The organism is Amycolatopsis sp. NPDC051106, assembly GCF_040682775.1.
Taxonomy (GTDB): domain Bacteria; phylum Actinomycetota; class Actinomycetes; order Mycobacteriales; family Pseudonocardiaceae; genus Amycolatopsis.
In genome coordinates, this window is record NZ_JBFBBQ010000106.1 from 18,665 (window position 1) to 30,529 (window position 11,865).

Annotated in this window: 11 protein-coding genes; 7 read left to right on the forward strand and 4 right to left on the reverse strand. The window is 72.6% G+C overall.

All coding sequences use genetic code 11. From position 1 onward, the window contains the following. Positions 1-630: an RNA polymerase sigma factor ShbA gene (shbA, locus tag AB0M83_RS42335; protein WP_364526514.1), complete on the reverse strand. Its 630-nt coding sequence runs from the start codon at positions 628-630 to the stop codon at positions 1-3. 361 nt (positions 631-991) lie between these two features. On the opposite strand from shbA, the gene AB0M83_RS42340 reads away from it, so the two are divergent. Next, complete coding sequence (locus tag AB0M83_RS42340; RefSeq protein WP_364526496.1) at positions 992-3,319, forward strand: hypothetical protein; 2,328 nt, start codon at positions 992-994, stop codon at positions 3,317-3,319. A gap of 3 nt (positions 3,320-3,322) precedes the next feature. Here the strand turns inward: AB0M83_RS42340 and AB0M83_RS42345 are convergent, their stop codons facing one another. Further along, positions 3,323-4,093 (reverse strand): hypothetical protein, encoded by a 771-nt coding sequence (locus AB0M83_RS42345; RefSeq protein ID WP_364526498.1) that lies wholly within the window; start codon positions 4,091-4,093, stop codon positions 3,323-3,325. Between the two features lie 494 nt (positions 4,094-4,587). Here AB0M83_RS42345 and AB0M83_RS42350 point away from each other — a divergent pair, with 494 nt between their 5' ends. Further along, positions 4,588-4,755: a hypothetical protein gene (locus tag AB0M83_RS42350; RefSeq protein WP_360681870.1), complete on the forward strand. Its 168-nt coding sequence runs from the start codon at positions 4,588-4,590 to the stop codon at positions 4,753-4,755. Here the strand turns inward: AB0M83_RS42350 and AB0M83_RS42355 are convergent. Further along, positions 4,752-5,384, reverse strand: coding sequence for a TetR/AcrR family transcriptional regulator (locus AB0M83_RS42355; protein ID WP_364526500.1), 633 nt, complete (start codon positions 5,382-5,384; stop codon positions 4,752-4,754). The two genes, AB0M83_RS42350 and AB0M83_RS42355, sit on opposite strands and share 4 nt — an antisense overlap. Before the next feature lie 85 nt (positions 5,385-5,469). Between AB0M83_RS42355 and AB0M83_RS42360 the strand changes: the two genes are divergently transcribed. Beyond that, entirely contained in the window at positions 5,470-6,246 is a 777-nt protein-coding gene (locus AB0M83_RS42360; RefSeq protein ID WP_364526502.1) for an SDR family NAD(P)-dependent oxidoreductase, read from the forward strand. 3 nt (positions 6,247-6,249) lie between these two features. Here the strand turns inward: AB0M83_RS42360 and sigJ are convergent, their stop codons facing one another. Continuing rightward, the gene (gene sigJ, locus AB0M83_RS42365; protein WP_364526516.1) at positions 6,250-7,092 is read right to left on the reverse strand and encodes an RNA polymerase sigma factor SigJ; all 843 of its coding nucleotides are present in this window, start codon (positions 7,090-7,092) and stop codon (positions 6,250-6,252) included. Between the two features lie 152 nt (positions 7,093-7,244). On the opposite strand from sigJ, the gene AB0M83_RS42370 reads away from it, so the two are divergent. The 4 genes from AB0M83_RS42370 to AB0M83_RS42385 all read left to right on the forward strand — a co-directional run bounded on the left by AB0M83_RS42370 (position 7,245) and on the right by AB0M83_RS42385 (position 11,789). Further along, positions 7,245-7,787 (forward strand): hypothetical protein, encoded by a 543-nt coding sequence (locus AB0M83_RS42370; protein WP_364526504.1) that lies wholly within the window; start codon positions 7,245-7,247, stop codon positions 7,785-7,787. Continuing rightward, entirely contained in the window at positions 7,696-8,589 is an 894-nt protein-coding gene (locus tag AB0M83_RS42375; protein WP_364526506.1) for an ABC transporter ATP-binding protein, read from the forward strand. Before AB0M83_RS42370 ends, AB0M83_RS42375 begins: the two co-directional genes overlap by 92 nt. Next, positions 8,579-9,394 carry an ABC transporter permease gene (locus AB0M83_RS42380; RefSeq protein WP_364526508.1) on the forward strand — a complete coding sequence of 272 codons (816 nt, stop codon included), beginning with the start codon at positions 8,579-8,581 and terminating at the stop codon, positions 9,392-9,394. Before AB0M83_RS42375 ends, AB0M83_RS42380 begins: the two co-directional genes overlap by 11 nt. A gap of 94 nt (positions 9,395-9,488) precedes the next feature. Further along, the gene (locus tag AB0M83_RS42385; RefSeq protein WP_364526510.1) at positions 9,489-11,789 is read left to right on the forward strand and encodes an EAL domain-containing protein; all 2,301 of its coding nucleotides are present in this window, start codon (positions 9,489-9,491) and stop codon (positions 11,787-11,789) included. Positions 11,790-11,865: the final 76 nt, after the last annotated feature.

The window sequence follows — 11,865 nt, forward strand, 5'->3', positions numbered from 1 at the left end:
TCAGAGCCCCCCCTCGGGGATCATCGCGCGCAGCTTCGTCAGGGCGCGGTACTGGGTGATGCGGACGTTGCCCGCCGAGATGCCCAGCGCCTCCGCCGTCTCGTTCGCCGACAGGCCGACGACGATCCGCAGCGACAGGATCTCCTGGTGCAACGGCGGCAGCGACGCCATCAGCCGCCCCAGCCGCGCGCCGAGGTCCAGCTCCAGCACGTGGCTCTCCGGCTCGTTGCCGCCCAGCGGCCGGTCCGGCAGCTCCGACACGGGCTTCGACCGGTCGCGCGCCACCGAGCGGAACGCGTCGGCGACCTTGTTCGCCGCGATCGCCCGCACCAGGTACAGGAACGAACCACCGCGGTCCTGGTAGCCGGGCAGCACCTTCAGCACGGCCAGGCAGACCTCCTGCGCGACGTCGTCGGCCGACAGGTACGACAGGTCGCGCCCGCCGATCCGGGCGCGGCAGTAGCGCACGACCGTCGGCTTGATCAGCCGCAGCAGCGCCTGGACCGCGTCGGGGTCGCCGGCACGCGCCGCCGCCACGAAGGGGTCGAGCTGCTCCTTCGTCAGCTTGCCGTCCGGACGCGGCAGCTCGTCGAGCACGACGTAGCCTTCGACCGCCGTCTCCGCCGTCATGGTGTCCACGGGTTTCCCTCCTCGCATCGTCCACCGGACCGCTCTCGGGTAACCCGTCGCCCACCAGAGCCCACAATGGTCCTGGGACGATTCTTCAATCCGCTTCCCACGATTTTCGGTCCGACAACCGGAGTAATCGAGCCGCTGACCAGCAACGTTGCAGTGGTGTGGTTCTTGTCCAGATATTGTCCGTTAACCACTAACGGGCCACCGGTGTTACCCGGCGGTCCTCCCCCGCACTCGGGTCAATTAGTGGACAGATCCTGCCGTCGCGGGGTGTCCGGTAGCGAATCCGGGCCGCGTTCCGATCCTTGCCGCGTGACTCGACCCGACCGTCAGGAACCGAAGCCATGATCACCCATTGAACGCCACCGGGACCCCCGCGACGGCCGCCGCCCGGTTCGACGTGTTCTTGTGTTCCGCGGCGGCCGACCCAGCGGAGAAAGCGTTGCGCGCCGACGGGCTGCGCGTTTTCCGCGCTGATCCGTTCGATGATTTCGATCGCTGCGCCCGGGAACTGGCGGCGTCCCGCGTTCTGCTCGCCGATCTTCCACCCGGTTTGCGCACGGACCGCGTGCTGACGCTCGTTCCGGGAGAATCGCTGCCGGACCTCGTCCGGCGGGTTCGTTCCGCCGTTTCCGTGGGTCCCGGGCTTTCCTCGTTGGCGGCGATCCACCGGGAACTCGTCGCGCGCCGGACGGTTTCGCTCACCGGGCCGGCGGGCGTCGGCAAGACGACCCTGGCCGAGCAGTACGCGAGTCTCTTCGGCCGGTCAGGGGGCCGCGTGCTGCGGACGGGCCCGTTCGGCCACCTCGACCCGGACGACTTCCTCCCGCAGTTCCACCTCGCCCTCGCGACGGCGGCGGGCACGTCCGGACTCGGGTTCGACCGGGTGCGCACGCGGCTGGCCCGCACGATCGAGACGGCGGGCGAGCGGGTGCTGGTGCTCGTCGACGACGTCCCGGCCGGGCTGCCACCGGGCGTCCTCGACCGGGTCGTGCTGCCGGCGCGCCGGGTCCGCACGCTGCTCACGAGCCGGCGCGACCGCGGGCCGGGGGCGACGGTGGAGGTGCCGGGCCTGCCGCTCGAGGAGGGTTTGCGGGTACTGGGCGCGCCGGACCGGGGTTTCGTCGCCCGCTGCGACGGCCATCCGATGACGTTGCGGGCCACGGCGTTGACCTTGCGGGAGCGGCCCGGGACGTCGCCGGACACCCTGCCGGACACGGCACCCCACGCCATCCGGGAGGTGGTCGTCCGGCTCGGCCGGCCGGCTCGCGAGGTGGTGCGGCTGGGCGGGGTACTGGCCCCGGCCCCGATCCCGCCGGAGGTGGCTCGGAGTGCGGTGGACCCCGCCGAGTTCGAGGCGGCGGTGGCGGAGCTGGCTGCGCGGGGGTTCGCGACGTGGGTGGACGGGAACGTGCGGCTGCAGGCGCTCGCGGTGGAGGTCGCGTGCGGCGCGTTCGGGAAGCCGGGCGCGGACCGGGCGGCGGAAGCGGTCCTCACCGCACTGACCGACAGCGATGATTCTTCGGCCGAGGACCAGACCACCGCCCTCCGGCGGCATCTCCTGCTCCAGCACGCCCGCGTACTAGCCGACCACAGCGCCGCTCACCGGGTCGCGCTCCTGCGTCCCCTCGCCGCCGCGCACGAAGCGCACGGGGATCCCGCCGCCGCCGGGGAAATCCACGCCGTCGTCCTCTCGACCGGCGAGGCGGCCTGCGCGGACTTCACCGCCGCGGCCCGGGTCGAACTCGCCTGCGGGCTCGACGCCGAAGCCCTCGGGCACGCGCGGCAGGCCCTCGTCCTGACCCCCGGCGACCGCGAAGCCGCCCTGGTCGCGGCCCAAGCCCTCGACAGCCAGGGCGACTACGCCGAAGCCGACCGGACGTTCTGGCACGCCCACCTCCCCACCACCGGCGAAGAACGCCGCCACGCAGCGAAAGCCCGCCGGCTGCGCGGCCACCCCCGGGAGGCCGTCGCACTCCTCGAACCCGCGCTCGCCGACCCCGGCCCGATCCACGACGACCTGACCCTCGAGTACGCCCGGAACCTCCTCCAGGCCGGGCAGCCGAAGCGAGCGGGAGACGTCGCCGCGCGCATCGAAGACTGTCCCGACGCGCAGGTGGTCCAAGCCGAAGCAGCTGTGGCCGGCGAAGAACCGGCCGAACTCGAGACGACCTACGCCCACCGATACGGCAGCGAAAGCCCCCTGACGCTGACCGCGTCGGTCCACGCCGGACGCGCCTTGCTGGCCGGAGGTCAACCGCGGCAGGCACTGGAGAAACTGGCCGGGACCGAGCGGATCGTCCGCCGCGTTCTGGGCGACGACCACCTGCTGCACCTGCGGATCCGCCACGGCATGGGCCTCGCGCACGCCCGGCTCCGCGCGTTCGACCGCCAGGCCGACCTGCTCGAAGGCATCCGCGAACCGCAGATCCGGCTGCTGGGCCGGACCCACCCGGAAACCCTCGAGACCCGCCTCGACCTCGGCCTCGCGCTCGCCCTCGGCGGCCGCGGCCCGCTCGAGCGCGCGACGGCACTCGTCGACGACGCCGCCCGCGACGCCGAATCCGCGCCCGGCGTCAGCCCCGCGCTGGCCGCCAAGGCCCGGGCCGCCAAGCAGGTCGTCCGGCTGCCCGAGCCGTTCGTGTCCGCGCTCCACGCGCTCGAACGGCTGGTCTGGCCCTGACGCTCACCCGGCGCCGGCCGGCTGCCAGCTGATCCCGTAGGCGAAGCCCGGCGCGAGGTGCCGGAACCGGACGTGCACCTCACCCGCGTCGTCGGTCTCCAGCACCGCGCCGCGCGGGGAGCGCGTGTCGTTCTGGAACGCCTTTTCCAGCAGCACGATCCGGTCCGGCACCCGGTCGCCGAACCGGACGTGCAGGTCGAACAGATCGCACGGGTGCCGCGGCACGCAGATGTAATGCGGTTCCCGCATGTTCGCCCGGAATCGCAGTCCGATGTCGTGGCGCTCACCGCGTCGCAGCGGCTCCGGCAACCGCAACGCCAGCCCGAACCGGTCACTCGACTCCATCTCCCGGCCGGCGAGCACACCACCGTGGAACACATCGACCGCCAGATCCGACTCGCGTACCGAAACGCCCGATTCCGCGGCCGCGGTGAGGGTCAGTGCCAGGTCCAGCTCGGCGATTTCGTCCGCGTCGGCGACCACCCGGCGGAATTCGAACGCCTCGGCCACCGGCTGGTCGAGTGCGAGGGTGACGCGCAGTTCTTCGGTGTGCCAACTCCGGCTCGGATAGCGCGGCCGCGCATCCGGGGCACCGGCCGCCACGGCCATTGCCGCGACCTGCTCGATTCCTTCGTCGATCCGCCGCCGGACCGTCCGGTCGTCGCGGTCGAGCGTGATCGCCGCCCAGTGCACCCGTTCCTGGTAAAACGGCTTCCGCGCCCGCTCGTCGAGTGCGAACGCCGCCCGCAACGCGATCTTCAGATCGTCCGGCAACGACTCGACCAGTGGCCGCAATCGGTCCGTGAGTTTACGCCTCATGGCCACCGAGTCGTCATCTTCCAAAATGCCACATGTGGCGCGCAAAGCGGGTCCGACGCGATCCGCGAGCGGTGTGGTGAAAATTCCCCTCCCTTTGCGCAAGACCTTCAGCTCGCCGACCACATCCGCCGCACTGAGGTCCACCGTTCCTCCCTCGCCGTTCCCGCACGGGAATCAATAGTCGTCAGCCCCGACGCGGATGTCCAGTCGATCATGGCGCGGCAAACGGATCGTTATCCCGCGGTTTCCGGACCCGCCGCCGCGGGAAACGGGAAAACCTTCCCGGCCGACGCATTCTTGGCGGCCGCACCGATTTCGCATCGGAAAACGACCGGCCCCGGGACACCTCGCCCGGGCCGTGTCGAAAGCGTCGAATACCCGGCCACCGCCGAGCCACTCCTGCGGGTGATCGTCGCGTGGCCGGGAGCGGACCGGGGTACTTGTTGATCATGAACCCGAAGATGTGGCGCCTGCTGGTCTCGGGGTCGCTGCGGCTGTTCCTGGTCAGCGCCGTGCCGGCCGCGGCGCACCTGTCGCTGTTCGTCGGGGTGGTGGCGACGGCGATCGTCTTCGTCGTGCCGGCGCCGCAGACCCTGCACCAGCGCCTGGGCCCCTAGCCGGAAACGATGCGCGCGAGCACGGACGGGACCGCCCGTTCGAGCCCGGCCGCGGCTTCCTCCTCACCGGCCAGGTGCCGGAGCAGGGCCTGCTGGAACAGGCCGTCGAGCAGCGCGTAGGCGACGGCCTGAGGCACGGCAGCCGAAGCCGAGGCCAGCTCGGCGTAGCGCGCGACGACGTGGTGGATCATCTCCTCGCGGCGCCGGTCGATCTCCAGCACGTCGGCGCGGAAGGACTCCTCGAACAGGCTCTGGTTGCGCAGGTCGTACCAGAGGCGGTGCATCTTGGCGTCCGCGCGCAGCGTCGCGGCCATCGCCGCCGCGAAGTCGCGTTCCAGGTCGGCCGCCGTCCGCGCGCCGGCGACGATCTCGTCGTACCGGGTGACGCACACTTCCTCGAACTGCCGCACGCAGTGGGTCAGCAGGTCGACCTTGTCGGTGAAGTAGTAGTGCAGCACGCCGTGCGAGAACTCCGAGTTCTGCGCGATCTCCCGCAGGCTGGTGCGCGCGTAGCCGAGCTCGGCCAGCGTCTGCAGCGCCGACGCCGCGAGCTGGGCGCGCCGGTCGGCGAACTTGTCCACCTGGCGGCGCGAGATCCGGTCCCGGGTCCGCTCCTTCGCCTCAGTCACCTGCACCGTCCGTCACGTAGTCGTTGCCGGATCCAGTCTATCGAGCACTTGACCAGCTTTTCCTTGACAAGCGTCCAAGAGACCCTTGACGACCGTCCAGGCCCCGGAGATGCTGAGCGCCGACCGGCTCGAGGAGGAGGTGTCCATGGGGCGGCACGACCTGTCCGGGCGCGCAGCGCTGGTCACTGGCGGCGCGGGCGGCTTGGGGGCCGGCCTGGCCGGAGCGCTGGCCGAGGCCGGCGCCGCGGTGGTGATCGCCGACGTCCGGGAGGACCTGGGCCGCGCGACCGCGGACGCGCTGAAGCAGACCGGCGCCGCCGCTGCGTTCGTCCGGCTCGACGTCACCGACGACGCGAGCTGGGAGCAGGCCGTCGGCGAAACCATCGCCGAGCTCGGCGGCCTGGACATCGTGGTCAACAACGCGGACGTCGAAATCGCGGGCCCGCTCGCCGACCTGGACCCGGCGGGCTTGCGGCGGATGCTCGACGTCAACGTCCTCGGTACCGCGCTCGGCATCAAGCACGCCTTCCGCGCGATGCGCCCGGGCGGCGCGGCCGGCCACGGCGGCGCGGTCGTCAACATCGCGTCGGTCGCCGCGACCGTCGCCTTCCCCGGCATCGCCGGCTACTCGGCGACGAAGTCCGCGGTCGACCGGCTGACCCGGGTGGCCGCGGCGGAGGCCGGGAAGTTCGGCTACGACGTGCGCGTCAACTGCGTCTACCCCGGGCTGGGCTCGCCGGAGCCGGGCACCCGGCCCGCGTCCGGCGAGGTCACCGACCTGGCCGGCGCCGTCGTGTTCCTGGCCTCCGACGCCGCTCGCTTCGTCACCGGCGCCGGCCTGCCGGTCGAGGGCGGCCTGTGAGCGCTACGCCGCCTGCCACGGCCGGAGCTTCTCCGGGTTCCGCACCGCCCAGATCCGCCTGATCACCCCGTCGGCAACGTCGAACGCCAGCACCGTCTCGACCACGCCGTCGCGCTCGGCCACCAGCCCGGCCCGGCCGTTCACCACCCGCTCCCGCAGTTTCATGGCGGGGACCCGCTCGGTGATCCGCACGGTGTAGCGCGCCACCTGCTCCCCGCCCTCGACCGGGTGCGCCACCGTACTGGCGAGACCGCCTCCGTCGGCGACCGCGACGACCGACGGGTCCAGGAGCCCGACCAGGCCCGCGATGTCCTTGGCTTCCCAGGCCTTTTTGAACGCCCGGACGACCTCGGTGCTCCGCGCCGGAGACGGCGACGGAGCGGGACGGAGGCGGCGCCGGGCCGACGTCGCGAGCTGACGGCACGCCGCCGAAGTGCGTCCCAGCACCGAAGCCACCTCGGCGAACGGGTAGCCGAACACGTCGTGCAGGACGAACGCGACCCGCTCCGCCGGCGTCATCGCCTCGCACACGACGAGGAACGCCATCGTGATCGACTCCTCGAGCAGCACCAGCTCCGCCGGGTCCGCGAGGCTGTCCGACGGCACCGGCTCCGGGATCCACTCGCCGGCGTACCGCTCCCGGCGGACCCGCGCCGAGCCCAGCAGGTCCAGGCAGATCCGGCTCGCGACGGTCGTCAGCCACGCGCCGGGCCGGCCGATCGCGTCCCGCTGCCGCGCGGACAGGGCGTACCACCGGCCGTACGCCTCCTGGACGACGTCCTCGGCGTCGCTCAGGGAACCCAGCAGCCGGTAGGCGATCGCGATCAGCCGCGGCCGCTCGATCATCACGTCGTTCTCGCTCACACACCCCTGACGAGTCCCGGCGCGCATCTGTGACACCGGCGTACGCGATCCGGCGTAGACGCAAGTGCCGTACGCCGGCGGACGACCGGGGCCCGCCGGATCACCACCATTGAGCCATCCCGAAAGGAGGCACCATGACGCTCAAGCCCCGGGCCCGGAAGTGGTACCTGGTGGCGCACATCTTCTCGGCGGGTCTGTGGATCGGGATGGACGCCGTGCTCGGCATCCTGGTCTGCACCGCGCTGATCTCGGACGACGCCGCCGTCGTCGCGACGAGCCTGCGGGCGCTCGGCCTCTTCGCCGTCTGGCCGATGCTGGTCGCCGCGCTGCTCACGCTCGCCAGCGGTGTCGTGCTCGGGCTCGGGAGCAAGTACGGCCTCGTCCGCTACTGGTGGGTTGCCGTGAAGCTGGCCGTCAACGTCCTGATGGCGCTGCTGATCCTCTTCGCGCTGCGGCCCGGGATCGACGAGGCCGCGGAGCACCCCGAAGGCCTGCTCTACCCCGTCGTCGTCGCGCCCGCGCTCCTGCTGTTCGCCAGCGTCCTCTCGGTCTTCAAGCCGTGGGGCCGCGTCCGGAAGGAATCCCATGCCCCTGCCCGTTCGAACCACCGCCCTGACCAAACGCTACGGACCGGCCGCCGCGGTCGAGGACCTGAACCTGTCGGTGCACGCCGGTGAGGTCTACGGCTTCCTCGGCCCGAACGGCGCCGGCAAGACGACCACGCTGCGGATGCTGCTCGGCCTGATCCGGCCGACCGCCGGCCGCGTCCGGGTGCTCGGCGCCGAACCCGGGCCCGGCAGCCTCGCCCGCGTCGGCGCGCTGATCGAAGGCCCGGCCTTCTACCCGTACCTGTCCGGCCGGGCGAACCTGCGGGTCTTCGCCGACCACGCCGGCGTGCGGCGCACCCGGGTCGACGCCGTGCTCGACGTCGTCAGCCTCGCCGACCGCGCGAAGGACCGGTATTCGACGTACTCGCTCGGCATGAAGCAGCGGCTCGGCCTGGCCGCCGCGCTGCTGAAGGACCCCGAGCTGGTCGTGCTCGACGAGCCGACCAACGGCCTCGACCCGGCCGGCATGGCCGACATGCGGGTCACCCTCCGCAAGCTCGCCGCCGACGGCTGCACGGTGCTGCTGTCCAGCCACCTGCTGGCCGAGGTCGAGCAGATCTGCGACCGCGTCGGTGTCCTCGACCACGGCCGGCTCGTCAGCGAAACCACCGTCGAGGACCTGCGGGCGGGCGGCGCGCTACGCGTCGTCGCGGAGCCGCTCGAGCAGGCCCGCGACCACTTGCGCCGGCTCTACGGCGGCGTCCGCGTCGAGGGGAAAGCCCTCGAACTCGACGTCGACCCGGGCGAAGCCGGGCGCGTCAACGCCGAGCTCGTCGGCGCGGGGGTCACCGTCACCGAGCTGCGCTGGCGCGAACCCGACCTCGAACAGACCTTCCTCGCCCTGACCGGAGGTACCGGCCATGCTGCGTGACATCCGCGCCGAGCTGACCAAGCAGGCCCGCCGCCCCGCGAGCTGGCTGCTGCTGGCCGTCGCCGTCGTGCTGTCGCTGACCTTCGGTTACGCCGTCCCGTACGCGGGGCTGAGCGGCGCTGCCGGTCCCCCGGGCTCCGGCCGCGGGCTGGACGCGATGCTGCCCGGCGCGTTCGTCGGCAGCGCGCTGGGCGGACTGCCGGTCTTCGTCGGGGCCCTCGCGCTGATCTTCGGCGTGCTGGTGGCGGGCAGCGAATACGGCTACGGCACGTGGAAGACGGTCCTGGTGCAGCATCCGTCACGCGTCGCCGTCTTCGCCGCGAAGCTGGTCACGGTCGCGATCGGGGCGCTGGCCGTCGTGCTCGCGCTGTTCGCCGCGACGGCGGGCGCGAGCGTGCTCGTCGCGTCGCTGAAGGACCAGGCACTGAGCTGGCCGCCGGTGCCGGACGTCCTGCTGGGCCTCGGCGCCGGCTGGCTCGTCACGACGATGTGGGGCGCGCTCGGCGTCCTGCTCGCGATCGGCCTGCGGTCGGTCGCGCTGCCGATCGGGCTCGGCCTGGTGTGGCTGCTGGCCGTGCAGAACCTCCTCGCGTCGATCGCCGCGCCCCTGCTGGACTGGGTCGCGCAGCTGCAGAAGGCCATCCCCGGGCCGAACGCGGGCGCGCTCGCGGCGGCGTTCGGGGCGAGCGCGCCGGGGGTCGACCCGATCGTCGGCTCCGGGCAGGCCACCGTCGTGCTGGCCGCCTACCTGATCGCGTTCGGCGTGCTCGGCGGCTGGCTGCTGCACCGCCGTGACATCGCCTGATGAGGGGTGCCGGCCACCGGTGCGGTGAACCGGTACGGCCGTGCGCGCGGTGTAGTGTTTGCCGGTCCGACGGCGGTGAGCCACGTGAGGTGCCATGACAGTGCGGCGGTACCCGGTGGCGGTCCTGCTCGTCGTCATGACGGTGGCCCTGGTCGTGGTGAACGGTTTCGCGTTCTGGGGCGACACCTTCGCCCTGTGGGTCGACGACGCCATGCAGCTGAGCGCCGGGGTCGGCGCGGTCGTCTGCGGCGTCCTGGTCGCGCGCCGGGTCCGCGGGCACCAGCGGTGGTGGCGGGTGCTCGTGGCGATCGGCATGACCGGCTGGTCGCTCGGCCAGTGCGTCTGGTCGTGGTACCAGCTGATCGACGGGCGCGGGCTGCCGTCGCCGTCCCTGGCCGACGTCGGCTACCTCAGCTTCCCGGTGTTCGCGCTCGCCGCCCTGTTCGTCCTGGCCCGGGCGCGGATCCGGCCGGACCGCGAACGCTGGCAGCCCGCGCAGTGGACCGCGCACTTCGGCGTGGCGGTGGTGCTCGACGGCCTGATCGTCACCGGCTCGCTGTTCATCCTCACCTGGACCGCGGCGCTCGGGCAGCTGGTCCGGGCCACCGCGCCGGACAAGCCGACCTGGGCCGTCGCCATCTCCTACCCGCTCTCGGACCTGGTGATCGTGGTCGTCGCCGTGCTGCTGGTCGTGTTCGACCGGGTGGACCGGCCCTACCGCCGGAACCTGCTGCTGGCCGCCGTCGGGATCGTCGCGCTGGCCGCCTCGGACAGCGTGTTCGCCTACCTGGTCAGCATCGGCGCGGAGAGCATGAAGCCGTGGTCCGACGGCGGGTTCGTGCTCGGGCCGCTGTTCATCGCCTTCGCCCTGCTGGTGACGCCGGGACAGCGGCGGCACGACGACGTGAGCCCGGCGGGCGGGGTCGACTGGTGGCAGCTGGCGCTGCCGTACGTCCCGGTGACGGCGGTGGCGCTGCTGATCACCGGCCAGCTGCTGGCCGGCGCCGGACCGGACGGCGTCGAGGTGTTCGTCGGCGTGCTGGTGGTGTTCCTCGTGCTCGCCCGGCAGCTGCTTTCCTTGCTGGACAACAGGTTGCTGCTGCGCCGGGTCTACGACGGGCAGCAGCAGCTGACCCACCAGGCCTACCACGACCCGTTGACCGGGCTGGCCAACCGCGCGCTGTTCGCCGACCGGCTGGACCGCGCCGTGGAGACCGTCGACCGGCCGCTCGTGCTGATCTTCGTCGACCTGGACGACTTCAAGGAGGTCAACGACCGGTTCGGGCACGCGGGTGGTGACGTCCTGCTGCACGCCGTCGCGCAGCGGCTGCTGAGCTGCGTGCGCGCGGGCGACACGGTGGCGCGCTTGGGCGGCGACGAGTTCGCGATCCTGCTGGAAGGCGAGGTGGACGCGCCGCAGGCGGTCGCCGACCGGATCCAGGGCGCGCTGCGGCGGCCGTTCGCGGTGCACGGCACGCTCGTCCCGGTCCGCGCGAGCATGGGCCTGGTCGTGCCGGACCCGGCCGAGCCGCTGGTGACGTCGGACGTCCTGCTGGGCCGCGCGGACACGTCGATGTACGCGGGCAAGCGGCTGGGCAAGGACACGACCGTCGTCTACCGCCCGTCGCAGGACGGGCCGCCGGACTTCCCGTCGGCGTTGCGGCGGGCTTCGGGCGGTGTTCCGGAGGGCTTCGGTCTGGTGTTCCAGCCGATCGTCCGGCTGGCCGACGAGGCACCGGTGGCCGTGGAGGCGCTGGCCCGCTGGACCACGCGCGACGGCACGGCGGTCTCACCCGAGACGTTCGTCCGCGCGGCCGAAAGCGCGGGCCTCGGCGCCGAGCTGGACGCGCTGGTGCTGGACCTGGCGTGCCGCGAGATCACGACGGCCGGGCTGGACCTGACGGTGCACGTGAACGTGTGCGCGAGCCGCCTCGGCGCGGCCGCGCTGGAGCGGAGCGTCGCTTCCGCGCTGGACCGCTACCGGCTGCCGGCGTCCCGGCTCGTCGTCGAGATCACCGAGACGGTGCCGGTCCCGGACCTGGCGGCGGGGGCGGGCGCGATCCGGCGGTTGCAGGAGCTGGGCGTGCGGGTGGCGCTGGACGACTTCGGCGCGGGGTACAGCTCGCTGACGGTGCTGCACGCGCTGCCGGTCGACCTGATCAAGCTGGACCGGGCGTTGACGACGGGGGTGCAGCCGGAGCGCGACGCGGCGCTGTGCCGGTCGCTGGTCGGGCTGTGCGCGGATCTCGAGCTGGACGTGGTCGCCGAGGGGATCGAGACGGCCGAGCAGGCTTCCCTGGTCACCGCGGCGGGGTGCACGACCGCGCAGGGCTACCTCTACGGCCGCCCCGCTCCGCTCTCCGCCCTCCGGCTGTCGGCGATCTCCGCGGGTTAGCAGCGCCCCAATGTGGCCTTGGTTGCGTCTGACGCACCCAATGTGGCCTTCGGTGCGTTTTTCGCACCCAATGCCC

Coding starts and splice junctions, on each gene's coding strand:
- shbA (WP_364526514.1), bottom strand. CDS start 630: ATGACGGCGGAGACGGCGGTCGAAGGCTACGTCGTGCTCGACGAGCTG.
- AB0M83_RS42385 (WP_364526510.1), top strand. CDS start 9,489: ATGACAGTGCGGCGGTACCCGGTGGCGGTCCTGCTCGTCGTCATGACG.
- AB0M83_RS42370 (WP_364526504.1), top strand. CDS start 7,245: ATGACGCTCAAGCCCCGGGCCCGGAAGTGGTACCTGGTGGCGCACATC.
- AB0M83_RS42380 (WP_364526508.1), top strand. CDS start 8,579: ATGCTGCGTGACATCCGCGCCGAGCTGACCAAGCAGGCCCGCCGCCCC.
- AB0M83_RS42375 (WP_364526506.1), top strand. CDS start 7,696: ATGCCCCTGCCCGTTCGAACCACCGCCCTGACCAAACGCTACGGACCG.
- AB0M83_RS42350 (WP_360681870.1), top strand. CDS start 4,588: ATGAACCCGAAGATGTGGCGCCTGCTGGTCTCGGGGTCGCTGCGGCTG.
- sigJ (WP_364526516.1), bottom strand. CDS start 7,092: ATGATCGAGCGGCCGCGGCTGATCGCGATCGCCTACCGGCTGCTGGGT.